This window comes from Rathayibacter sp. AY1B4 (genome assembly GCF_002932815.1).
Classification (GTDB): domain Bacteria; phylum Actinomycetota; class Actinomycetes; order Actinomycetales; family Microbacteriaceae; genus Rathayibacter.
The window spans coordinates 58,701-80,837 of record NZ_PSWN01000015.1 but is presented as its reverse complement, the minus strand read 5'-3'; the positions used below and the strand labels follow the sequence as shown (position 1 = coordinate 80,837).

Below are 22,137 nucleotides of genomic sequence, written 5' to 3'. Positions count from 1 at the left end.
GCCGCCCCCGCTTCCCCCACCCGGCAGAGGGCGGGGCCGGGTCCCGCAGGCGCTTGGTGCGACCCAGTGAGAGTCGACGTCACGCTCCAGGGGCTGCCGCGGCTACCGGCGCCGTGGGCGCCGGGGCCGGCCGCCTTGCGTGACGCTAGGCGTCACGCGTCGTGGTCGGTGGTGAGGAAGGTCGCGAGCTCCTCGAGCACGGCCTCCTCGTTGTCGCCCTCGACGCTGACGGTGAGCTCGTCGCCGTGCTCGATGCCGAGCGAGATGATCCCGAGGATCGACGCGGCGTTGACCGGGGTCGCGTCGCCCTTGGCGACGAGGACCTTCTGACCCGACTTCGCCGCGGCCTGGCTGAAGAGCGAGGCGGGGCGGGCGTGGAGGCCCTTCGACGATGCAACCTGCACGGTGCGCTCGACCATGAACGTTTCTCCTTGATCCTGCAGTCGCGACTGCATCAGTGGTGCCCGGAGTCGGGCTCGCCCGGACGGACCGGGCGGGTGGAGGAGTCCCCGTCCGCGCCTGCGACGACCGCGCGAGCGGCGAAGAGGACGGGCAGGGTCTCGAGCACGGCATCGGCACCGTGCGCTCCGAAGACATCGGGCGGGAGGAGGGCGGCCGCGGCTCCCACGAGCTCCGCACGGTGGCGGAGTCCGTCGAACTGCGACTCGAGGTGCGGCCCCACGAGGAGGACGTCGGCCTCGGGGAGGGAGTGGTCGAGACCGGTGAGGGTCTCGGAGCGGAACACGGCATCCATGCCGCGCTCCTTCGCGCCCGCTCGCAGCCGGTGGGCCAGGAACGTGCTCGACGCGCCTGCACCGCAGACGATCAGGATCTTCCGCACCTCGTTCGCCTCCTCGCGTCCGGGTCGTGATTCATCCAAGCATCCCCTCGGAGGGGCGGCACCCTCCAGCAGACAATCTTCCGCGGGGGCGGAAGACGGCCCCTTCCACCCGCGGCGCGGGGGCTCCCGGGCGCGTCGCCGGGGTGATTGACTGACGGGACGTACGACTCGCCGCCCGCGTCCTGCGGGCCCGCGGCAGGGTCGTGGCGCTCCCGGCGCCCGCCCCGACCGCACGCCTGGAGCCTGATGCCTGACAACCGCGAACGACTGCTGGAGTACCTCTCCCGCGCCGACGGCTGGGTGACGGCGCACGAGCTCGCCGACAGGCTCGGAGTCACCACCCGCAGCGTCCGGAGCTACGTCACCGCGGTGAAGGCGCAGGCCGCCCCGCTGGAGCCGGTCGAGTCCTCCGCGAACGGCTACCGGCTCGCGCGCGAGGCGTACGCGGCCTACCTGGAGGCGCAGCGCAGCCGCGACGTCGAGCCCGACACCCCGCGCGACCGGCTGTACAGCATCGTCCGCCGCCTGGTCGACTCCGACGAGGGCCTGGACGTCTTCGCCCTCGCCGACGCGCTGTCGGTGAGCGAGTCGACCGTCGACGCCGATCTGCGCCGGGTGAAGGCCCTCGCCGACGAGGCCGGCCTCGGGCTGGTCCGGCGCGGCCCGTCGGTGCGCCTCGAGGGCAGCGAGGAGGCCCGCCGCCGCCTGATCTCGCGGATGTTCCGCGACGAGAGCGCGCAGGGCGTCTTCACGCTCGACGACGTCCAGCGCGAGTTCGCCTCCCCCGGCCTCGGCGCCTTCAAGACCGAGCTGCTGGCCGAGCTCGAGACCCGCGGCTACTACATCAACGACTACGGCGTGAACAGCGTCCTCCTCCACATCGCGATCGCCGTCGACCGCGTCGCCCGGGGCATCGGGGACCCCTCCGGCTCCCGCCCCTCCCCCGCGATCCACGGCGAGCTCGCGGCCCTGCTGGCGGAGCTGGTGGAGCGGCACTTCGCGACGCGCCTGACCGACGCCGAGCTCGCCCAGCTCGCGATCCTGATGACGACGCGGGTGGCGACGCCCGGGCAGAACGAGCCGGTCGCCGCCGTGGTCGAGAACTACCTCGACCCGGAGGACCTCGCCGTCGTCCGCGAGCTCGTCGCCGACGTCAACCGCGAGTACCTGGTCGACCTCGACGACGAGGGCTTCATCGTCCGCCTCGCCCTGCACGTGCGCAACCTGATCGCCCGGGCCGCCGAGGGCGGCTACTCCCGCAACCCGCTCACCCGCTCGATCAAGACCAGCTACCCGATGACCTACGAGATCGCGGTGTTCCTGGCGAGCGGGCTGCAGCGCCGGCGGGGCATCGTGGTCAACGAGGACGAGATCGCCTACATCGCCCTCCACGTCGGCTCCTTCCTCGAGCGGGTGTCCCGGCGGGAGGAGCGTCTGTCCTGCGTGATCGTCTGCCCCAACTACTACGACCTCGCTCACATGCTGCGCCTGCGCGTCGAGCGCTCCCTCGGCACCGAGGTGGAGGTGCGCTCGCTGATCACGCGGAGCGACGTCGACTGGGACCGGCTCACCGCCGACCTCGTCATCACCACGATCGACGAGCGCCCCGCGTCCGACGACGTCGTGGTGGTGCAGCCGTTCCTCACCGACCACGACGTCGAGACGGTGCGCCGGGCCATCGCCCGCGTCCGCCGGCACCGCCGCCGCGCGCAGATCAAGGACGAGCTGCTGCAGTTCTTCGACGAGGAGCTGTTCTTCCGCAACGTGCACGCGCGCGACGAGGCGGCGATGATCCGGATGCTGGGCGAGCGGATGATCGCCGGCGGCATCATCGACGAGGACTACGTCGACGGCGCCATCGAGCGCGAGCGGATGAGCTCCACGGCGTTCACCGACAACCTCGCGGTCCCCCACGCGATGGCGATGAGCGCCCGCCGCACCTCGATCGCGATCGTCGTGAACGACACGGCGATGGAGTGGGGCGAGCAGCGGGTGAACGTGATCGCGATGATCGCGTTCGCCTCGGCCGGCCGCAGCACCTTCCAGTCGGTGTTCGACCAGTTCGTCGAGGTGTTCGCCGACCGGGCGGAGGTGCAGCGCCTCATCCGGCGCTCCACGGACTTCGGCGGCTTCATCGAGGAGCTGGTGCGGGTGATCGACAGCTAGCCGACACCCGCACTCCGGATGGAGCCGGAGGGCGCTGTCGTCCTCCCGCTCCCGCGCTTCGTGGGCGCCCGACGGACCCCCGCCGGGCGCGAGAGGCCACGAGGATCCTCCTCCGCATCGGATCGGAGGAGCTCCGCGTTGGGGCCTCTAGGCGAAGGGCGTCGGCACGATCCCGTAGGGGGCGAGGCCGGCCGCGCCGCCGTCGGCGAGCGTGGTGACCCAGATGCCGTCGTGGTGCACGGCGACGGAGTGCTCCCAGTGGGCGGCCATGCTGCTGTCCTCGGTCGCGACCGTCCACTCGTCCTCGCGGACGAAGGTCTCGGCGCTGCCCGCGGTGACCATCGGCTCGATCGCGACGACGAGTCCCGGCTTCACCTCGGGGCCGCGCTGGCGCACCCGGTAGTTGAAGACCGGCGGAGCCTCGTGCATGGTGCGCCCGATGCCGTGGCCGATGTAGTCGGTGAGGATGCCGTAGACGCGGCCCGAGCGCTCGGCCTCGTCCTCGATGTACTCCTCGATCGCCGCGCCGACCTCGTTGAGATGGCGGGCGGAGGCGAGGGCGGCGATCCCCCGCCACAGGGATCCCTCGGTCACCCGCGAGAGCTCGGCGCGTGCCGCGACCTCCTCCGGGCGGGAGGGATCGGGCAGGACCACCGTCATCGCGGAGTCGCCGTTCCAGCCGTCGATCTCGGCGCCGCTGTCGATGGAGACCAGGTCGCCCGGCTCGAGCACGCGCCCGCCGGGGATGCCGTGGACCACCTCGTCGTTGACCGAGGCGCAGATCGTGTGCCGGTAGCCCGGGACGAGCTGGAAGTTCGAGTGGCCGCCGAGTGCGACGATCGCCGACTCGGCGATCGCGTCGAGCTCGAGCGTGGTGACGCCCGGGCGGATCGCCGCGCGGACCGCATCGAGCGAGGCGGCCGTGGCGAGGCCCGGAGCGAGCATCGACCGCAGCTGCGCGGGCGTCTTGTAGAGCGAGGAGCGGAACGCCACGGCTCAGGCGGCCGGGGTGTCGAGGCGGCCCACGCGGTGGCCCTCGAGGGCGACGACGATCCGCTCGGTCACCTCGTCGACCGGCCCGAGGCCGTCGACCACGACCACGAGCCCGCGGGCCGCGTAGACGTCGATGAGCGGAGCGGTCTGCTCCTCGTAGAGCGCGAGTCGGCGCCGGATGACGTCCTCGGTGTCGTCGCTGCGCCCCTGCTCGAGCGAGCGCTTGAGAAGGCGGCCGACGACCTCGTCGGGATCGGCCGTCAGCTGGACGACCGCGTCGAGCCGGTTGTCGTCCGCGGCGAGGATGCGGTCGAGCTCGTCGACCTGCTCCGTGGTGCGCGGGTAGCCGTCGAGCAGGAACCCGGTCGACGCGTCCGCCTCCTGGAGGCGGTCGTGCACGATCGCGTTGGTCAGCTCGTCCGGCACGTAGCGCCCGTTGTCGAGGTAGGCCTTCGCCTGGAGACCGAGCTCGGTCTCGTTGGCGACGTTCGCGCGGAAGATGTCCCCGGTCGAGATGGCGGGCACCCGGAGGATGTCGCTCAGCCGAGCGGCCTGGGTCCCCTTGCCTGCGCCGGGAGGGCCGATCAGCAGGAGACGGAAGCCGATCGGGTGCGACGTCATCGGAGGAGTCCTTCGTAGTGGCGCTGCTGCAGCTGGGAGTCGATCTGCTTCACCGTCTCCAGGCCGACTCCGACGATGATCAGGATGGACGTGCCGCCGAAGGGGAAGTTCTGGTTCGCACCGACCAGCGCGAGGGCCACGAGGGGCACGAGCGCGATGAGGCCGAGGTAGACCGATCCGGGCAGCGTCACCCGGGTGAGCACGTAGTTGAGGTACTCGGCGGTCGGGCGGCCGGCGCGGATGCCGGGGATGAAGCCGCCGTAGCGCTTCATGTTGTCGGCGACCTCGTCCGGGTTGAAGGTGATCGCGACGTAGAAGTAGGTGAAGCCCACGATCAGGAGGAAGTACAGCGCCATGTAGAGCGGGTGATCGCCCTTGGTGAGGTAGTTCGTGATCCAGGTGACCCAGACCGGGGCCTCCTGGCCAGCGGCGGGCTGGTTGAACTGCGCGATGAGCGCGGGCAGGTACAGCAGCGACGAGGCGAAGATGACGGGCACGACGCCGGCCATGTTGACCTTGATCGGGATGTAGGTGTTGTTGCCGCCGTAGGTGCGGCGGCCGACCATCCGCTTGGCGTACTGCACGGGGATCCGCCGCTGCGACTGCTCCACGAAGACCACGGCGACCACGAGCACGAGGCCCACGCCGAGGACGAGGAGGAAGGTCTCGAAGCCGCGCGACTGCGCGATCGACCACAGGGAGGTGGGGAACTGGGCGGCGATCGAGGTGAAGATCAGCAGCGACATGCCGTTGCCGATGCCGCGCTCGGTGATGAGCTCGCCCATCCACATGATGATCCCGGTGCCCGCAGTCATGGTGATGACCATGAGGAGGATGGAGTACCACTCGTCGGTGATGATGAGCGCCGAGCACTCCGGGACGCCGGAGTTGCCGAAGAGGGCGCCCGAGCGGGCGACGGTGATCAGCGTCGTCGACTGGAGGACGCCGAGCGCGATGGTGAGGTACCGCGTGTACTGGGTGAGCTTGCCCTGACCGGACTGCCCCTCCTTGTACAGGGTCTCGAAGTGAGGGATGACCACGCGCAGCAGCTGCACGATGATCGACGCCGTGATGTACGGCATGATCCCGAGCGCGAAGATCGACAGCTGGAGCAGTGCTCCACCGCTGAAGAGGTTCACGAGCTCGTAGAGACCCGAGGTGCCCTGGTTGCCGGCGAGACAGGCCTGCACGGCGCTGAAGTCGACGAACGGAGCAGGGATGAAGGATCCCAGCCGGAAGATCGCCACGATCGCGAGGGTGAAGCCGATCTTGCGGCGGAGGTCGGGGGTGCGGAAGATCCGCGCAACGGCGCCAAACACTACCTAAGGTCTCCTGCTCAATTCTGTGGTGCGGGATACAGGTCGAGCTTGCCACGCGCTCCCGGAGGGAGTCGGCGTGGCAAGCTCGACCGACAAGCTGCTGGTGCTACTTGATGGATCCGCCCGCAGCGACGATCTTCTGCTCGGCAGAGCTGGAGACCTTGTCGACCGCGACGTTCAGCTTAACCGCAATGTCGCCGTCCCCGAGGACTTTGACCTTCTCGTTCTTGCGGACAGCACCCTTGGCGACCAGGTCGCCGATGGTGACGTCGCCGCCCTGGGGGTAGAGCTCCGCGAGAGCGGACAGGTTCACGACCTGGTACTCGACCCGGAACGGGTTCTTGAAGCCGCGGAGCTTCGGGGTGCGCATGTGCAGCGGCATCTGCCCACCCTCGAAGCCGACGCGCACCTGGTAGCGGGCCTTGGTGCCCTTGGTGCCGCGACCAGCGGTCTTTCCCTTGGAGCCCTCACCGCGACCCACGCGGGTCTTGGCCTTCTTGGCTCCGGCAGCGGGGCGGAGGTGGTGGACCTTGAGCACGTGCTCCTTGGTCGCCGGCGCCGCCGCGCCCTTCGTGGTGGTCGCCTGCGCGGGAGTCGTGGACTCCGCGGCGGCGGCCTTCTTCGTCTCAGCCATTAGTCAATCTCCTCGACCTTCACCAGGTGGGCGACGGTCTTCACGTATCCGCGGTTCTGGGCGTTGTCCTCGCGGACGACGCTCTGACCGATCTTCCTGAGGCCGAGCGAGCGCAGCGTGTCGCGCTGGTACTGCTTCTCGCTGACCTTCGACTTGATCTGGGTCACCTTGAGCTGGGCCATCAGGCACCTGCCTTCGCGTTGGACGCGGCGGCGAGGGCGTCGGCCTCGGCACGGACGAGACGTGCCGGCGCGACCTGGTCGAAGTCGAGACCACGACGAGCGGCGACGGCGCGCGGCTCCTCGAGCTGCTTCAGAGCCTCGACGGTCGCGTGGACGATGTTAATGGTGTTCGACGAGCCGAGCGACTTGCTCAGGACGTCGTGGATGCCGGCGCACTCGAGGACGGCGCGGACGGGACCGCCGGCGATGACACCGGTACCCGCGGCGGCGGGGCGCAGGAGCACCACACCGGCGGCGGCCTCACCCTGGACGGGGTGCGGGATGGTCGAGGCGACGCGGGGGACGCGGAAGAAGTTCTTCTTCGCCTCCTCGACGCCCTTGGAGATGGCGGTCGGGACCTCGCGGGCCTTGCCGTAGCCGACGCCCACCAGTCCGTTGCCGTCTCCGACGACCACGAGCGCGGTGAAGCTGAAGCGACGACCGCCCTTGACGACCTTCGACACGCGGTTGATGGTCACGACGCGCTCGAGGAACTGGCTCTTCTCGGCGTCACGGCCACCGCGGTCGCGGCCACCCTGGTTGCGGTCGCGGCCGCCGCGGCGGGGCTCACGAGCCTCCTGCTGCGGCTGCGTGGACGCAGCGGTCTCGACGGGGGCCTCCGACACAGCGGCGACCTCGGGTTCCTTGTTCTCTGCGGCGCTCACAGGTTGAGCCCTGCCTCTCGTGCTCCATCGGCGATCGCGGCGACGCGACCGGCGTACTTGTTGCCTCCGCGGTCGAAGACGACCGCCTCGACACCGGCGTTCTTGGCGCGCTCGGCGACGAGCTCGCCGACCTTGCGGGCCTTGGCGGTCTTGTCGCCGTCGAACACGCGCAGGTCGGCCTCGAGGGTCGACGCCGACGCGAGGGTGCGGCCCTGAGCGTCGTCGACGACCTGCACGAAGACGTGGCGGGCCGAGCGGTTGACGACGAGGCGGGGGCGCTCGGCGGATCCGACGACCTTCTTGCGCAGACGGTCGTGACGACGACCGCGCGCAGCGGACTTGCTCTTTCCTCTGGTTCCGAGTCCCATGATCACTTACCGCTCTTTCCGGCCTTGCGGCGAACGACCTCGCCGGCGTAGCGCACGCCCTTGCCCTTGTAGGGCTCGGGCTTGCGGATCTTACGAATGTTGGCGGCCACCTCACCGACGGCCTGCTTCGAGATGCCGTGCACGGTGAGCTTGTTGTTGCCCTCGACCGTGAACGAGATGCCCGCGGGCGGGGTGACGACGACCGGGTGCGAGAAGCCGAGCGCGAACTCGATGTCCGAGCCCTTCGCCAGCACGCGGTAACCGGTTCCGACGACCTCGAGGCCCTTGGAGTAGCCCTGCGTGACACCGATGATGTCGTTCGCGATGAGCGTGCGGGTGAGGCCGTGGAGCGAGCGCGACTCGCGCTCGTCATCGGGACGCGAGACCAGCACCTGGCCGTTCTCGACGGACACCTGGATGGGGCTGGCGACCGAGACGGTCAGCTCGCCCTTGGGGCCCTTGACGGTCACAGCGGATCCGGCGACGGAGACGTCGACGCCCGCCGGGATCTCGATGGGGAGTCTTCCAATACGCGACATGAGGGGTTACCACACGTAGGCGAGGACTTCCCCACCCACGCCCTTCTTCTCGGCCTGGCGGTCGGTCAGGAGACCGCTCGAGGTGGACAGGATGGCGACGCCGAGGCCGCCGAGCACGGTGGGGATCTCGGCCGACTTCGCGTACACGCGGAGTCCGGGCTTCGAGACCCGCTTGATGCCGGCGATCGAGCGCTCGCGGTTCGGGCCGTACTTGAGGGAGATGGAGAGCGTCGTGCCGACGCGCGCCTCCTCGACCTTCCAGTCGGCGATGTAGCCCTCGGTCTTGAGGATCTCGGCGATGTTCGCCTTGAGCTTCGAGCCCGGGAGGGTGATGGAGTCGTGGTGCGCGGAGTTCGCGTTACGGATTCTGGTCAGCAGATCTGCGACCGGATCAGTCATGGTCATGGCTGATGGTGCCTTTCTCGCCTGGTTTCGGCACCCTTTACAAGAGTGACGACCTGTGGTGTGGGACGGCGCCGACGACGTCGACGCCCATGCGGCCGCGCGAACGCAGGCCAACGAGCCATGCTACATGGCCGAGGTCCTGCGGTCGAGGGCCGATCGTGCACGGGATCCGGGGATCCCGCGTGGCGCCCGCCGCCCGCTCCGGACGGACCGGTCCGGCGGCGGACGCACGACGAGGCCGGAGGGCGGTTCTCACCGTCCCCCGGCCTCGAGGCTTGCTGCTTACGCGTTGTCCGACGACTTGAACGGGAAGCCGAGCTGCTTGAGCAGCGCGCGACCCTCGTCGTCGGTCTTGGCGGTGGTCACGACGGTCACGTCGAAGCCGCGGACGCGGTCGATGCGGTCCTGGTCGATCTCGTGGAAGATCGACTGCTCCGTGATGCCGAAGGTGTAGTTGCCGTTGCCGTCGAACTGGCGGTCCGACAGCCCGCGGAAGTCGCGGATGCGGGGCAGCGCCACCGAGAGCAGGCGGTCCAGGAACTCCCAGGCGCGGTCGCCCCGGAGGGTGACGTGAGCGCCGATGGCCTGACCCTCGCGCAGCTTGAACTGCGCGATGGACTTGCGGGCCTTGGTGACCTGCGGCTTCTGACCGGTGATGGCGGTGAGGTCCTTGACCGCGCCGTCGATGATCTTGCCGTCGCGGGCGGCCTCACCGACACCGGTGTTGACGACGACCTTGACCAGGCCGGGGACCTGGTGGACGTTGCCGAAGCCGAACTGCTCCTTGAGAGCGGGGATGATGTCGGCCTGGTACTTGGCCTTGAGCCGCGGCTGAACCTTCGCAGCCACTGCGGTGGTGTCAGTCATTACAGTTCCTCACCCGACGCCTTCGCGTAGCGCACGCGAACGGTCTTGGTCACGCCGTCCTTGGTGACGGCCACGTTGCGGTGGCCGACCCGGGTCGGCTTCTTGGTCTTCGGGTCGACGAGCGCGACGTTGGAGATGTGGATCGAGGCCTCGACGGTCTCGATGCCGCCCTCCTTCGAGCCGCGCTGCGTCTGGCCGACGCGGACGTGCTTCTTGACGAAGTTCACGCCCTCGACGACGACGCGGTTGCGCTCGACCAGCACCTCGAGGACCTTGCCCTGCTTGCCGCGGTCTCCGCCGCGGGCCTGGGTAGCGCCCGAGATGACCTGGACGAGGTCACCCTTCTTGATCTTGGCCATGACTAGATAACCTCCGGTGCCAGCGAGACGATCTTCATGAACTTCTTGTCGCGGAGCTCGCGACCGACCGGTCCGAAGATGCGGGTGCCACGGGGGTCCCCGTCGTTCTTGAGGATGACGGCGGCGTTCTCGTCGAACTTGATGTACGAGCCGTCGGCGCGACGGGTCTGCTTGATGGTGCGGACGATGACGGCCTTGACCACGTCGCCCTTCTTCACGTTGCCACCGGGGATCGCGTCCTTGACGGTGGCGACGATGATGTCACCGAGGCCCGCGTAGCGGCGGCCGGAGCCTCCGAGGACGCGGATGGTGAGGAGCATCTTGGCGCCGGTGTTGTCGGCGACCTTGACTCGGGATTCTTGCTGAAGCATGTGTCTCTCCTGCTAACTCAAGTAGGCCGCGGCCTACTTGGCCTTCTCGAGGATCTCGACCAGGCGCCAGCGCTTGGTGGCGCTGAGGGGACGGGTCTCGCTGATGACGACGGAGTCGCCGATGCCGGCGGAGTTCAGCTCGTCGTGGACCTTGACCTTGGACGTACGGCGGATGACCTTGCCGTACAGCGGGTGCTTCACCCGGTCCTCGACCTCGACGACGATGGTCTTGTCCATCTTGTCGCTGGTGACGTAGCCGCGACGGGTCTTGCGGTATCCGCGAGCGCCCGCCTCCTTCACGTCGTGGGCGGCCGACTCGTGGCCGGCGCTGTCATTGACGGTTGCCATTACTTGGCCTCCTCGTTCGACTCGGTCGCCTCGACCTCGGCCTTGGCGGCCTTCTTGGTCTTCGGCTTCTTCTCCGCCTTGGCCGGGGCCTCGACGGGTGCGGGGGTGGCGCGGATGCCCAGCTCGCGCTCACGGATGACCGTGTAGATGCGGGCGATGTCGCGCTTGACGGCACGCAGGCGGCCGTTGGTGTCCAGCTGACCGGTGGCCGACTGGAAGCGGAGGTTGAACAGCTCCTCCTTGGCCTTCTTCAGCTCGGTGACGAGACGCTCGTCCTCGTAGGTGTCGAGCTCGGCGGGGGCGAGCTCCTTGGATCCGATCGCCATTACGCGTCTCCCTCCTCGCGCTTGATGATGCGTGCCTTGAGGGGCAGCTTGTGGATGGCACGGGTCATGGCCTCGCGAGCGAGCTGCTCGTCGACGCCGGCGACCTCGAAGAGGACGCGACCCGGCTTGACGTTCGCGACCCACCACTCCGGCGAGCCCTTACCGGAACCCATGCGGGTCTCGGCGGGCTTCTTGGTGAGCGGACGGTCGGGGTAGATGTTGATCCACACCTTTCCGCCGCGCTTGATGTGACGCGTCATCGCGATACGAGCGGACTCGATCTGACGGTTGGTCACGTAGGCGGGGGTGAGGGCCTGGATGCCGAACTCACCGAACGACACCTTGGTGCCACCGGTGGCCTGGCCGGACCGGCCCGGGTGGTGCTGCTTGCGGTGCTTGACTCGACGCGGAATCAACATGGTTATGCCTCAACTCCTGCTGCGACGGGCGCCTCGCTCTGCTGGCGGGGTGCACGGCGCGGACGGTCGCTGCGCTCGGGGCGCGACGACTTGCTGTTCGCCTGCTCGCGGGCGAGCTCCTTGTTGGTGATGTCGCCCTTGTAGATCCAGACCTTCACGCCGATGCGGCCGAAGGTGGTCTTCGCCTCGTAGAAGCCGTAGTCGATGTTCGCGCGGAGGGTGTGCAGCGGCACGCGTCCCTCGCGGTAGAACTCCGAGCGGCTCATCTCGGCGCCGCCGAGGCGGCCGGAGACCTGGATGCGGACGCCCTTGGCGCCGGCGCGCTGGGCGCCCTGCAGGCCCTTGCGCATCGCGCGGCGGAAGGCCACGCGGGCGGAGAGCTGCTCGGCGATGCCCTGGGCGACCAGCTGAGCCTCGGCCTCGGGGTTCTTGACCTCGAGGATGTTCAGCTGGATCTGCTTGCCCGTGAGCTTCTCGAGGTCGGCGCGGATGCGCTCGGCCTCGGCGCCGCGGCGGCCGATCACGATGCCCGGGCGGGCGGTGTGGATGTCGACGCGGACGCGGTCACGGGTGCGCTCGATCTCGATGCGGGCGACGCCCGCACGGTCGAGCTGCGTGGCGAGGAGTCGGCGGATCTTGACGTCCTCGGCGAGGTAGTCGCTGTACCGCTGGCCCTTCTTGGTGCTGTCGGAGAACCAGCGCGACACGTGGTCGGTGGTGATTCCCAGACGGAAACCGTAGGGGTTTACTTTCTGACCCATTACTTGGTCCCCTCCTCAGGAGTGGCCAGCACGACGGTGATGTGGCTGGTGCGCTTGTTGATGCGGAAGGCACGACCCTGAGCACGGGGCTGGAATCGCTTGAGGGTGGTTCCCTCATCGACGAAGGCGCGGGACACGATCAGGTCCTGGTCGTCGAGGTACTCGTTCGAGGCATCGGCCTTGACGCGAGCGTTGGCCATCGCCGAGGCGACGAGCTTGTAGACGGGCTCGGACGCACCCTGCGGCGCGAACTTCAGGATGGCCAGTGCCTCCTGAGCCTGCTTCCCGCGGATCAGGTTCACGACACGGCGAGCCTTCTGGGGGGTGACGCGGATGTGTCGCACGCGTGCGATCGACTCCACCATTTCTCTCCTCCTTCTCGTCGCCGCGTCAGCGGCGACGGCCCTTCTTGTCGTCCTTCTCGTGACCGCGGAAGGTCCGAGTGGGGGCGAACTCGCCGAGCTTGTGGCCGACCATGGTCTCGGTCACGAACACGGGGATGTGCTTGCGACCGTCGTGGACCGCGATGGTGTGACCCAGCATCGCCGGGATGATCATCGAACGGCGCGACCAGGTCTTGATGACGTTCTTGTTGCCGGCTTCGTTGGCCGTGAACACCTTGCGGAGCAGGTGGTCGTCAACGAAGGGGCCCTTCTTGAGACTGCGAGGCATCTTCTACAACTCCTACTTGCGCTTCTTACCGGCGGTGCGGCGGCGAACGATGAGCTTGTCGCTCTCCTTGTTGGGGCGACGGGTGCGTCCCTCGGACTGACCCCACGGGCTGACCGGGTGGCGTCCACCGGAGGTCTTGCCCTCTCCACCACCGTGCGGGTGGTCGACCGGGTTCATCGCGACACCGCGGACAGTCGGGCGGACGCCCTTCCAGCGCATGCGGCCGGCCTTGCCCCAGTTGATGTTCGACTGCTCGGCGTTGCCGACCTCGCCGATCGTGGCGCGGCAGCGCGCGTCGACGTTGCGGATCTCGCCCGACGGCAGGCGGAGCTGCGCGTAGGGGCCGTCCTTGGCGACGAGGCGGACCGAGGTGCCGGCCGAGCGGGCGAGCTTGGCGCCGCCTCCCGGCTTGATCTCGATGGCGTGGATGACCGTACCGGTCGGAATGTTGCGCAGCGGCAGGTTGTTGCCGGGCTTGATGTCGGCGCCGGCGCCCGACTCCACGACGTCGCCCTGCGAGAGCTTGTTCGGGGCCAGGATGTAGCGCTTGGTGCCGTCCACGAAGTGGAGCAGCGCGATGCGCGCCGTGCGGTTGGGGTCGTACTCGATGTGAGCGACCTTGGCGTTGACGCCGTCCTTGTCGTTGCGACGGAAGTCGATCAGACGGTACTGGCGCTTGTGGCCACCGCCGATGTGACGCGTCGTGATGCGGCCGGAGTTGTTGCGGCCACCGGTCTTGGACAGCGGGCGCAGGAGCGACTTCTCGGGCGTCGAGCGGGTGATCTCGGCGAAGTCGGCAACGCTGGAGCCGCGGCGACCGGGGGTCGTGGGCTTGTACTTACGAATAGCCATTGTCTGTTTCCTCTACGCTTCTTCGGCTCAGCCGACGCTCGTGAAGATGTCGATGGAGCCGGACTTCAGCGTGACGATCGCGCGCTTGGTGTCCTTGCGCTTGCCGGTGCCGAACTTCGTGCGGCGGGTCTTGCCCTGGCGGTTCAGCGTGTTGATCGACGCGACCTCGACGCCGAAGATCTTCTCGATGGCGAGCTTGATCTCGGTCTTGTTCGAACGCGGGTCGACCACGAAGGTGTACTTGCCCTCGTCGATCAGGCCGTAGGACTTCTCCGAGACCACCGGGGAGATGATGACGTCGCGGGGGTCCTTGTTGAACGCGGCGGACTGGCTCATGCGTTCACCTCTTCCTTGTTGGACTCGACGCCCGACTTGGCCGCGATGAACGCGTCGAGCGCGCCCTTCGAGAACACGATGTCGTCGGAGACGAGCACGTCGTACGCGTTGAGCTGGTCGGCCGGCAGGATGTGCACGAACGGCACGTTGCGGAGCGAGAGCTCGGCGATGTAGTCGTCGCGCTCGAGCACCACGAGGACGTTGCGCGACACCGAGAGGGCGTCGAGCAGGACGAGGACGTCCTTGGTCCGGGGGGTGTCGCCGAGGGCGAGGGACTCGACCACGTGGATGCGGGCACCGCGGGCGCGGTCCGAGAGAGCACCGAGCAGAGCCGCGGCGATCATCTTCTTGGGGGTGCGCTGCGCGTAGCTGCGGGGGGTCGGTCCGTGGACCACGCCACCGCCGGTCATGTGCGGGGCGCGGATCGAGCCCTGACGAGCGCGACCGGTTCCCTTCTGCTTGAACGGCTTGCGACCGGCTCCGGAGACCTCACCGCGGTTCTTCGTCTTGTGGGTTCCCTGGCGCGCCGCGGCGAGCTGGGCCACGACGACCTGGTGGATGAGGGGGATGTTGGTCTGGACGTCGAAGAGCGCGGCGGGGAGCTCGACCGAGCCCGCCTTCTGGCCCTTGACGTCGATGATGTCGACAGAGGTAGCCATGGAACTACGCTCCCTTCACGGCGTTGCGAACGAACACGAGGCGACCGCGGGCACCGGGGACGGCGCCCTTGACGAGCAGCAGGCCCTTCTCGGCGTCGACGGAGTGCACCTTGAGGTTGAGCACGGTGACGCGCTCGCCACCCATGCGACCGGCCATGCGCATGCCCTTGAAGACACGGCTGGGGGTCGAGGAGGCGCCGATGGAGCCGGGCTTGCGGTGGTTGCGGTGCGAACCGTGCGAAGCCGAGACGCCCTTGAAGTTGTGGCGCTTCATGACACCGGCGAAGCCCTTGCCCTTGCTGGTGCCGACGACGTCGACCTTGGTGCCGGCCTCGAAGACGGCGTCCACGGTCAGCTCCTGGCCGGCCGAGTAGTCGGCGGCGTCGGAGGTGCGGACCTCGGTGAGGTGGCGGCGGGGGGTGACGCCCGCGGCGTCGAAGTGACCGGCGGCGGGCTTGTTCACCTTGCGCGGGTCGATCGCACCGGCGGCGAGCTGGACGGCGGTGTAGCCGTCCTTCTCCTCCGTGCGGACCTGGGTCACGACGTTGGGGCTGATCTCGATGACGGTGACCGGCACGAGCTTGTTGTTCTCGTCCCAGACCTGGGTCATTCCGAGCTTGGTGCCGAGGAGGCCCTTGCTGGTCTTCAGCGTGGGGGAAACAGTGACAGACATGGTGGCACTCCTCCTTAGAGCTTGATCTCGATGTTGACGTCGGCCGGCAGGTCGAGGCGCATGAGCGAGTCGACGGCCTTGGGCGTCGGGTCGATGATGTCGATGAGGCGCTTGTGGGTGCGCATCTCGAAGTGCTCGCGGCTGTCCTTGTACTTGTGGGGAGAACGGATCACGCAGACCACGTTCTTCTCGGTCGGCAGCGGCACGGGGCCGACCACCGTTGCACCGGCACGGGTGACCGTGTCGACGATCTTGCGCGCCGACGTGTCGATGACCTCGTGGTCGTACGACTTCAGTCGGATGCGGATCTTCTGTCCCGCCATGTGTGATCTCTCACTCTCTTGTTATTGCGTCGTACGCGACTCCCCCGGCCGGAGCCGGACTCGTCTCGCATTGGACGCGCTCGCGAAGGAACTCCGGTGACCCGGAAAAGTGCAACCAGTGTTCTTCTGTCAAAAGCACCGCACCCCTGGGGCGCTCCGATCGGCGTACAGAACGCACGACGCACGGAGAACCCGTTGAGATGTCGGTTGTTGTCGTTCTGCTACCCGCCGCCTCGACGTCGCATCCGCGTGGCCGCCCTCTCGGGTCGAGCCTCCGCGATGCCGTCTCGGCACTGCCTGGCAGTGTCCCCCTCCGAGCAGCACGCCGCCCGAGAGGAAATTTTGAACTAGAAGAGTCTCCCACAGATGCCCCACCCCTGCAACCCGGGCGTGTCGCGCCGGAGGGCTCCTCCGCGAGCACGTCGTGACGGCCCTGGGGAGCCGGTCGTTCCGAGCAGCAGCGCGGGTCGGAGCGCCTCCCCCGCTACTCGAAGAGCAGTGCCCGGACGGCGGTCTCGGCCGACGCGGGGCGCGACGCGTCGATGGTCTCGCCGGCGCGGAAGTGGTCCAGCAGCCGCGGGTCGACGTAGCTGGCGCGGGCGACCGTCGGCGTGTTCCCGAGCACGTCCGAGGCGTCGCGCATCGCCTGGGCGATCGCGGAGTTCCGAGCGCGCTGCGTGGCCTGCGGGCCCGACTTCGCCAGGCTCAGCGCGGCCGCGACCGTGCCGTGCAGAGTGCGGAAGTCCTTCGCCGTGAAGTCGTCGCCGGCGCGCTCGCGCACGTAGTCGTTGATCTCGGGCGCCGAGATCGGCCGCCACTCCCGCCCGTCCTTCCAGGCGAGCAGGCGGGCGTTCGGCCCGCGACGCTTGAGAGCACGGACGACGCGCGAGAGGTCGTGGTCGAGGATCTCGCTCGTCCACGCCTGATGGCTCTTCCCGGGGAAGGCGAGGGCGACCCGGTCCCCGTGGGTCGTGGCGTGCGCGCACAGGAGCGTCGAGAGGCCGATGCTGCCGTGCTCCTTCGCGTACCTCTCGCTGCCGACGCGGAGCGATCCGGTGTCGAGCATCCGGAAGGCGGTGGCCAGCGCGCGCTCGCGGCTTGGGCCGTCCGAGCGGAGGGCGATGGTCACGGCCCGGCGCGCCCCGGGCAGGGCCTCCGCGAGCCGCAGCGCCCGGTCGAACTTGATCCGGTCCTTCTGCTCGCGCCAGGTCGGATGGTAGATGTACTGGCGGCGGCCGGCGGAGTCGACGCCGGTGGCCTGGATGTGCCCGTTGGGATACGGGGCGATCCAGACGTCCGTCCAGGCCGGCGGGATGCCGAGACGGTCGAAGCGCGCGCGCAGCTCCTTGTCGGCGACGGTCGCGCCCTTCGGGTCGCGGTAGCTGAAGCCGGAGCCCGCGCGCACCCGGGTGTAGCCGCGCCCGCTCGAATCGGTCCTGCGGAGTCGTTGCGCGCGAGTGTCAGCCATCGATCCGACGATAGGACGGCGGATCCGAGGCCCGCACCCGCTTGACGGCGGGGAGGAGCAGTCGGACGGCAGCCGCTACTCGTTGCCGATCCGCTTGTCGGCCTGGCGCTTCAGGTCCTCGATGCGGTCGTCGTACTTGCCGTTGGTGAGGCGGCTGGCGATCTCGCCCGCCTTCTCGAGGGTCTGGTCGGAGACCTGCTCGGCCTTCTCGCTCCGCAACGCGTCCTGGGCCTTCCGGCTGTTGAGCAGTTCGCCGGCCTGGCGTCCGAGCTTCCCGAGATCCACGATGATGCCTCCTTGTAAACGCGCACAGGGCGGCGCGTGCCTCAGTGTGGCGCTCCCGGCTGGGGGAACGGTGCGGGCGCGCCGGTCAGCCGGCCAGTGCGATCACCTGCTCCGCTGCGTCTGCCAGGGCGCGGCCGTAGGAGGGACCGTGACCGGCGGCGTGGACGGCGAGCGGGTGCAGCTGGTGGAGTGGCACCCGCTCCTCGTAGCCGGCCCCCAGCGGATGCTGCTCGCGGTAGCCCTCGAGGACGGCGTCGAGGTGCGGAGCACCGAAGAGGGCCAGCATCGCCAGATCGGTCTCGCGGTGTCCCCCGTGAGCGGCGGGGTCGATCAGGACGGCGCCGTCCGCCGACCAGAGCACGTTGCCGGTCCAGAGGTCCCCGTGGATCCTGGCGGGCCCCGCACCGTCGTCGAAGGCTCCGGTCGCCACCCGGTCCAGAGCCTGCTCGACGAGCCGCGACTCGGCTGCCGTGAGGTTGCCCGCCTCCACGGCGGGGCCGAGGAACGGCCGCACCCGCTGCTCCGCGTAGAAGCGCCCCCACGAGTCGTCCGGGCGGCACGGCATCCCGCGGCGGCCGATGTAGGCGGGGCCGGTCCATCCCGGGGGCGGCGCTCCGAAGGCCGCGGCTCCGGCGTCGTGCGTCCGGGCGAGCGCGGCGCCGAAGGCCCGAGCCGACTCGGCGGAGGGTCGCGCGGAGCGGATCTCCTCCAGCTCGATGCGCCCGGGCGACACCCTCTCCACCCCGACACAGCGCGCACCGCCGTCCGCCGCGCGCAGCCAGTCCAGGCCGGCCGCCTCCCACTCGAAGAACTGCGGGAGGGCACGGGGGTCGCTCTTCACGAAGGGCATGCGGCCACGCTAGCCGGGCGTCCCCGGGAACGACGAGAGGGGCCGCCCGCCGAAGCGGACGACCCCTCTCGAGAGATCGGTAGGACGGACCTACTTGATGATCTTGGTGACCGTACCGGCACCCACGGTGCGTCCACCCTCACGGATGGCGAAGCCGAGGCCCTCCTCCATGGCGATCGGCTGGATCAGCGCGACCGTCATGTCGGTGGTGTCGCCGGGCATGACCATCTCGGTGCCCTCGGGCAGCGTGATGACGCCGGTGACGTCGGTGGTGCGGAAGTAGAACTGCGGACGGTAGTTCGCGTAGAACGGGTTGTGACGCCCACCCTCATCCTTGGACAGGATGTACGCGGTGCCCTCGAAGTCCGTGTGCGGCGTGACCGAACCCGGCTTGACGACGACCTGGCCGCGCTCGACGTCCTCGCGCTTGGTGCCGCGGAGGAGCAGACCGCAGTTCTCGCCGGCCCAGGCCTCGTCGAGCTGCTTGTGGAACATCTCGATTCCGGTGACCGTGGTCTTCTGCGTCGGGCGGATGCCGACGATCTCGACCTCGGAGTTCAGAGCGAGGGTTCCACGCTCCGCACGGCCGGTGACGACGGTTCCACGACCGGTGATCGTGAAGACGTCCTCGATCGGCATGAGGAACGGCTTGTCCTTGTCGCGCACCGGGTCCGGGATGGACTCGTCGACCGCGTCCATCAGGTCGAGGATCGACTGGGTCCAGGTGTCGTCGCCCTCGAGGGCCTTGAGGCCGGAGACGCGCACGACGGGGGCGTCGTCGCCGGGGAAGCCCTGCGACGAGAGGAGCTCGCGGACCTCGAGCTCGACGAGCTCCAGGATCTCCTCGTCGTCCACCATGTCGGCCTTGTTCAGCGCGACGAGGAGGTAGGGGACGCCGACCTGCTTGGCGAGGAGGACGTGCTCACGGGTCTGAGCCATCGGGCCGTCGGTGGCGGCGACCACGAGGATCGCGCCGTCCATCTGGGCCGCGCCGGTGATCATGTTCTTGATGTAGTCGGCGTGACCCGGGGCGTCGACGTGCGCGTAGTGGCGCTTCGGCGTCTCGTACTCGACGTGCGAGATGTTGATCGTGATGCCGCGCTGGCGCTCCTCGGGAGCGGAGTCGATCGACGCGAAGTCACGCTGGACGTTGGTCGCGGACGGGAACTTGTCCGCCAGAACCTTCGAGATCGCCGCGGTGAGCGTGGTCTTTCCGTGGTCGACGTGACCGATGGTTCCGATGTTGACGTGCGGCTTGGTCCGCTCGAACTTGGCCTTAGCCACTGTGGGTCCTCCTCAGGACTTAGGTGCAAGCATCCGCATCCGGGCGGCCGCACGGGGCGGCACGAGGACAGGAGGACTTGCGGGGGTTTTGTGTACGTATGTTACCGGCAGTGGTCGTGCGGCCGTCCCGCTGCGACAGGGGGCGCGCTGCACTCGGCAGCAAACCCGCACGACACTACCAGGCCGCCGCCGTTCCGGGGAACGGCGACGGCCCAGGGGCGGAGCTACTCGCCCTTGTTCTTCTGGACGATCTCCTCGGCCACGGCCTTGGGGACCTCGGCGTAGGTCTCGAACGTCATCGAGTAGACGGCGCGGCCCGAGGTCTTCGAGCGCAGGTCTCCGATGTAGCCGAACATCTCGGACAGCGGGACGTTGGCCCGGATGACCTTGATGCCGGTGGCGTCCTCCATCGACTGGATCATCCCGCGACGCGAGTTGATGTCGCCGATGACGTCGCCCATGTACTCCTCGGGAGTACGGACCTCGACGGCCATGAGCGGCTCGAGGAGGACCGGCTGCGCCTTGCGCGAGGCCTCCTTGAACGCGATCGAGCCGGCGATCTTGAACGCCATCTCGGAGGAGTCGACGTCGTGCGCCGCTCCGTCGACCAGGGTCGCCTTCACGCCGACCATGGGGTAGCCGGCGAGCACGCCGACCTGCATGGCGTCGCGGATGCCCGCGTCGACGGAGGGGATGTACTCGCGCGGGACGCGGCCACCGGTGACGCCGTTGACGAACTCGTAGGTCTTGTCGGCCTCGACCTCCATCGGCTCGATGGTGATCTGGACCTTCGCGAACTGGCCGGAGCCACCCGTCTGCTTCTTGTGGGTGTAGTCGTACTTCTCGACCGTGCGGCGGATCGTCTCGCGGTACGCGACCTGGGGCTTGCCCACGTTGGCCTCGACGTTGAACTCGCGCTTCATGCGGTCGACCAGGATGTCGAGGTGCAGCTCGCCCATTCCCTTGATGACCGTCTGACCGGTCTCCTGGTTCTGCTCGGTGCGGAAGGTGGGGTCCTCCTCCGCGAGCTTCTGGATCGCGGTGCCGAGCTTCTCCTGGTCCGCCTTCGTCTTGGGCTCGATGGCGACCTCGATGACGGGCTCCGGGAAGGTCATCGACTCGAGCACGACCTGCGCGGCCGGGTCGCTCAGGGTGTCACCGGTGGTGGTGTCCTTGAGGCCGATGACGGCGTAGATGTGGCCGGCGGTGACCGAGTCGACCGGGTTCTCCTTGTTGGAGTGCATCTGGAAGATCTTGCCGATGCGCTCCTTCTTGCCCTTGGTCGAGTTGATGACCTGGGCGCCGGAGTCGAGCTTGCCCGAGTAGACGCGGACGTAGGTCAGGCGGCCGAAGAACGGGTGCACGGCGACCTTGAACGCGAGCGCCGAGAAGGGCTCGGTCGAGTCCGCGTGGCGCATGATGACCTTCTCCTCGTCGCGGACGTCGTGCGCCTCGATGGCGGGGACGTCGAGCGGGGAGGGGAGGTAGTCCACGACAGCGTCGAGCATCGGCTGGACGCCGCGGTTCTTGAACGCCGAGCCGCAGAGCACCGGGTAGATCTCGGAGTTGACGGTCATCTTGCGGATGGCGCCCTTGATCTCCGCGACGGTGAGCTCCTCGCCGCCGAAGTACTTCTCGAGCAGCTCGTCGGAGGTCTCCGCGACGGTCTCGAGGAGCTTCTCGCGGTACTCCGCCGCCTTGTCGGCGAGGTCGGCCGGGATCTCCTCGATCTCGTACTTCGCGCCGAGCGCGACGTCGCCCTTCGAGTCGCCGCGCCAGGTGAGCGCGCGCATCTCGACCAGGTCGACGACGCCCTCGAAGGAGGACTCCGCGCCGATGGGCAGCTGGATGACCAGCGGCTTCGCGCCGAGGCGCTTGATGATCGTGTCGACCGTGTAGTAGAAGTCGGCGCCGAGCTTGTCCATCTTGTTGACGAAGCAGATGCGCGGGACGTCGTACTTGTCGGCCTGACGCCAGACGGTCTCGGACTGGGGCTCGACGCCCTCCTTGCCGTCGAAGACGGCGACGGCGCCGTCGAGGACGCGGAGCGAGCGCTCGACCTCGACCGTGAAGTCGACGTGACCGGGGGTGTCGATGATGTTGATCTGGTTCTTGTTCCAGAAGCAGGTCGTCGCGGCGGACGTGATCGTGATGCCGCGCTCCTGCTCCTGCGCCATCCAGTCCATCGTCGCGGCGCCGTCGTGGACCTCGCCGATCTTGTGCGTGATACCCGTGTAGAACAGGATGCGCTCGGTGGTGGTGGTCTTGCCGGCATCGATGTGGGCCATGATGCCGATGTTGCGGACCTTGTTCAGGTCGGTGAGCACATCTTGTGCCACGGAGTTCCTCCGATAGGTGATGGAGCCAGCGCACCGGGTTCATGGCCGAATGGCTGGGATTCTGGTGGTGGCGGTCGCCCGGTCGCGGGGATCGGGCGATCCGCCGCCGGGACCGGGCCCGCAGCGGTGACGCCGCGGGCCCGGTGGTCGCGGTCGCCCGGAGGCGGCCGCGG

General features: G+C 68.7%; 31 protein-coding genes. 1 reads left to right on the top strand and 30 read right to left on the bottom strand.

What is annotated here, in order from left to right; translation table 11 throughout:
- Positions 1–152: 152 nt before the first annotated feature.
- Both C5D66_RS11325 and C5D66_RS11320 read right to left on the bottom strand, forming a co-directional pair.
- On the bottom strand, positions 153–419 hold the full coding sequence (locus C5D66_RS11325; protein WP_104326908.1) for an HPr family phosphocarrier protein: 267 nt from the start codon (positions 417–419) through the stop codon (positions 153–155).
- Between the two features lie 35 nt (positions 420–454).
- The gene (locus tag C5D66_RS11320) at positions 455–880 is read right to left on the bottom strand and encodes a PTS sugar transporter subunit IIB (protein ID WP_181065531.1); all 426 of its coding nucleotides are present in this window, start codon (positions 878–880) and stop codon (positions 455–457) included.
- Between the two features lie 207 nt (positions 881–1,087).
- Between C5D66_RS11320 and C5D66_RS11315 the strand changes: the two genes are divergently transcribed.
- Positions 1,088–3,007 (top strand): BglG family transcription antiterminator, encoded by a 1,920-nt coding sequence (locus C5D66_RS11315; protein ID WP_104255705.1) that lies wholly within the window; start codon positions 1,088–1,090, stop codon positions 3,005–3,007.
- A gap of 147 nt (positions 3,008–3,154) precedes the next feature.
- Here C5D66_RS11315 and map read toward each other — a convergent pair whose 3' ends face one another.
- From map to fusA, 28 genes are all read right to left on the bottom strand, one after another.
- Positions 3,155–4,000: a type I methionyl aminopeptidase gene (gene map / locus C5D66_RS11310; RefSeq protein WP_104255704.1), complete on the bottom strand. Its 846-nt coding sequence runs from the start codon at positions 3,998–4,000 to the stop codon at positions 3,155–3,157.
- A 3-nt stretch (positions 4,001–4,003) separates the two neighbouring features.
- Complete coding sequence (locus C5D66_RS11305; protein ID WP_181028829.1) at positions 4,004–4,621, bottom strand: adenylate kinase; 618 nt, start codon at positions 4,619–4,621, stop codon at positions 4,004–4,006.
- Positions 4,618–5,940, bottom strand: a complete 1,323-nt coding sequence (gene secY, locus C5D66_RS11300) for a preprotein translocase subunit SecY (RefSeq protein WP_104224557.1) — start codon at positions 5,938–5,940, stop codon at positions 4,618–4,620. The genes C5D66_RS11305 and secY overlap by 4 nt, the downstream gene beginning before the upstream one ends.
- A gap of 106 nt (positions 5,941–6,046) precedes the next feature.
- Positions 6,047–6,574: a 50S ribosomal protein L15 gene (rplO, locus tag C5D66_RS11295; protein WP_104226755.1), complete on the bottom strand. Its 528-nt coding sequence runs from the start codon at positions 6,572–6,574 to the stop codon at positions 6,047–6,049.
- Entirely contained in the window at positions 6,574–6,756 is a 183-nt protein-coding gene (rpmD, locus tag C5D66_RS11290) for a 50S ribosomal protein L30 (protein ID WP_181024623.1), read from the bottom strand. The genes rplO and rpmD overlap by 1 nt, the downstream gene beginning before the upstream one ends.
- A complete protein-coding gene (rpsE, locus tag C5D66_RS11285) occupies positions 6,756–7,460 on the bottom strand; it encodes a 30S ribosomal protein S5 (RefSeq protein WP_104224559.1) in 705 nt (234 codons plus the stop codon). Before rpsE ends, rpmD begins: the two co-directional genes overlap by 1 nt.
- Entirely contained in the window at positions 7,457–7,828 is a 372-nt protein-coding gene (gene rplR / locus C5D66_RS11280; RefSeq protein WP_056037296.1) for a 50S ribosomal protein L18, read from the bottom strand. The genes rpsE and rplR overlap by 4 nt, the downstream gene beginning before the upstream one ends.
- Before the next feature lie 2 nt (positions 7,829–7,830).
- Complete coding sequence (rplF, locus tag C5D66_RS11275) at positions 7,831–8,367, bottom strand: 50S ribosomal protein L6 (protein ID WP_104224560.1); 537 nt, start codon at positions 8,365–8,367, stop codon at positions 7,831–7,833.
- A gap of 6 nt (positions 8,368–8,373) precedes the next feature.
- Positions 8,374–8,772, bottom strand: coding sequence for a 30S ribosomal protein S8 (gene rpsH / locus C5D66_RS11270; RefSeq protein WP_068209423.1), 399 nt, complete (start codon positions 8,770–8,772; stop codon positions 8,374–8,376).
- A 282-nt stretch (positions 8,773–9,054) separates the two neighbouring features.
- Entirely contained in the window at positions 9,055–9,639 is a 585-nt protein-coding gene (gene rplE, locus C5D66_RS11265; protein WP_068209425.1) for a 50S ribosomal protein L5, read from the bottom strand.
- On the bottom strand, positions 9,639–9,998 hold the full coding sequence (gene rplX / locus C5D66_RS11260) for a 50S ribosomal protein L24 (RefSeq protein ID WP_104224561.1): 360 nt from the start codon (positions 9,996–9,998) through the stop codon (positions 9,639–9,641). Before rplX ends, rplE begins: the two co-directional genes overlap by 1 nt.
- 2 nt (positions 9,999–10,000) lie before the next feature.
- On the bottom strand, positions 10,001–10,369 hold the full coding sequence (rplN, locus tag C5D66_RS11255) for a 50S ribosomal protein L14 (RefSeq protein ID WP_104224562.1): 369 nt from the start codon (positions 10,367–10,369) through the stop codon (positions 10,001–10,003).
- Positions 10,370–10,402: 33 nt separating this feature from the next.
- Positions 10,403–10,717 carry a 30S ribosomal protein S17 gene (gene rpsQ / locus C5D66_RS11250; RefSeq protein WP_104224563.1) on the bottom strand — a complete coding sequence of 105 codons (315 nt, stop codon included), beginning with the start codon at positions 10,715–10,717 and terminating at the stop codon, positions 10,403–10,405.
- Entirely contained in the window at positions 10,717–11,043 is a 327-nt protein-coding gene (gene rpmC, locus C5D66_RS11245) for a 50S ribosomal protein L29 (protein ID WP_104224564.1), read from the bottom strand. The genes rpsQ and rpmC overlap by 1 nt, the downstream gene beginning before the upstream one ends.
- Positions 11,043–11,462, bottom strand: coding sequence for a 50S ribosomal protein L16 (gene rplP, locus C5D66_RS11240; RefSeq protein ID WP_068209436.1), 420 nt, complete (start codon positions 11,460–11,462; stop codon positions 11,043–11,045). Before rplP ends, rpmC begins: the two co-directional genes overlap by 1 nt.
- 2 nt (positions 11,463–11,464) lie before the next feature.
- Complete coding sequence (gene rpsC, locus C5D66_RS11235; RefSeq protein ID WP_068209439.1) at positions 11,465–12,223, bottom strand: 30S ribosomal protein S3; 759 nt, start codon at positions 12,221–12,223, stop codon at positions 11,465–11,467.
- Entirely contained in the window at positions 12,223–12,588 is a 366-nt protein-coding gene (rplV, locus tag C5D66_RS11230; protein ID WP_077221988.1) for a 50S ribosomal protein L22, read from the bottom strand. The genes rpsC and rplV overlap by 1 nt, the downstream gene beginning before the upstream one ends.
- A 25-nt stretch (positions 12,589–12,613) precedes the next feature.
- Positions 12,614–12,895 carry a 30S ribosomal protein S19 gene (gene rpsS, locus C5D66_RS11225; protein ID WP_055787078.1) on the bottom strand — a complete coding sequence of 94 codons (282 nt, stop codon included), beginning with the start codon at positions 12,893–12,895 and terminating at the stop codon, positions 12,614–12,616.
- Between the two features lie 12 nt (positions 12,896–12,907).
- Positions 12,908–13,747 (bottom strand): 50S ribosomal protein L2, encoded by an 840-nt coding sequence (gene rplB, locus C5D66_RS11220; protein WP_068251462.1) that lies wholly within the window; start codon positions 13,745–13,747, stop codon positions 12,908–12,910.
- 27 nt (positions 13,748–13,774) lie between these two features.
- Complete coding sequence (rplW, locus tag C5D66_RS11215) at positions 13,775–14,083, bottom strand: 50S ribosomal protein L23 (protein WP_068209445.1); 309 nt, start codon at positions 14,081–14,083, stop codon at positions 13,775–13,777.
- Complete coding sequence (rplD, locus tag C5D66_RS11210; protein WP_104224565.1) at positions 14,080–14,742, bottom strand: 50S ribosomal protein L4; 663 nt, start codon at positions 14,740–14,742, stop codon at positions 14,080–14,082. Before rplD ends, rplW begins: the two co-directional genes overlap by 4 nt.
- Before the next feature lie 4 nt (positions 14,743–14,746).
- Positions 14,747–15,415 (bottom strand): 50S ribosomal protein L3, encoded by a 669-nt coding sequence (gene rplC, locus C5D66_RS11205; protein ID WP_104224566.1) that lies wholly within the window; start codon positions 15,413–15,415, stop codon positions 14,747–14,749.
- Between the two features lie 14 nt (positions 15,416–15,429).
- Positions 15,430–15,738: a 30S ribosomal protein S10 gene (gene rpsJ / locus C5D66_RS11200; RefSeq protein ID WP_005050520.1), complete on the bottom strand. Its 309-nt coding sequence runs from the start codon at positions 15,736–15,738 to the stop codon at positions 15,430–15,432.
- A gap of 484 nt (positions 15,739–16,222) precedes the next feature.
- Entirely contained in the window at positions 16,223–17,206 is a 984-nt protein-coding gene (locus C5D66_RS11195; RefSeq protein ID WP_104247600.1) for a DNA topoisomerase IB, read from the bottom strand.
- 75 nt (positions 17,207–17,281) lie between these two features.
- The gene (locus C5D66_RS11190; protein WP_159939075.1) at positions 17,282–17,491 is read right to left on the bottom strand and encodes an antitoxin; all 210 of its coding nucleotides are present in this window, start codon (positions 17,489–17,491) and stop codon (positions 17,282–17,284) included.
- Between the two features lie 85 nt (positions 17,492–17,576).
- On the bottom strand, positions 17,577–18,341 hold the full coding sequence (locus C5D66_RS11185) for a fructosamine kinase family protein (RefSeq protein ID WP_104255703.1): 765 nt from the start codon (positions 18,339–18,341) through the stop codon (positions 17,577–17,579).
- Between the two features lie 90 nt (positions 18,342–18,431).
- On the bottom strand, positions 18,432–19,625 hold the full coding sequence (tuf, locus tag C5D66_RS11180) for an elongation factor Tu (protein ID WP_104224570.1): 1,194 nt from the start codon (positions 19,623–19,625) through the stop codon (positions 18,432–18,434).
- Between the two features lie 224 nt (positions 19,626–19,849).
- Complete coding sequence (gene fusA / locus C5D66_RS11175) at positions 19,850–21,964, bottom strand: elongation factor G (protein WP_104224571.1); 2,115 nt, start codon at positions 21,962–21,964, stop codon at positions 19,850–19,852.
- Positions 21,965–22,137: the final 173 nt, after the last annotated feature.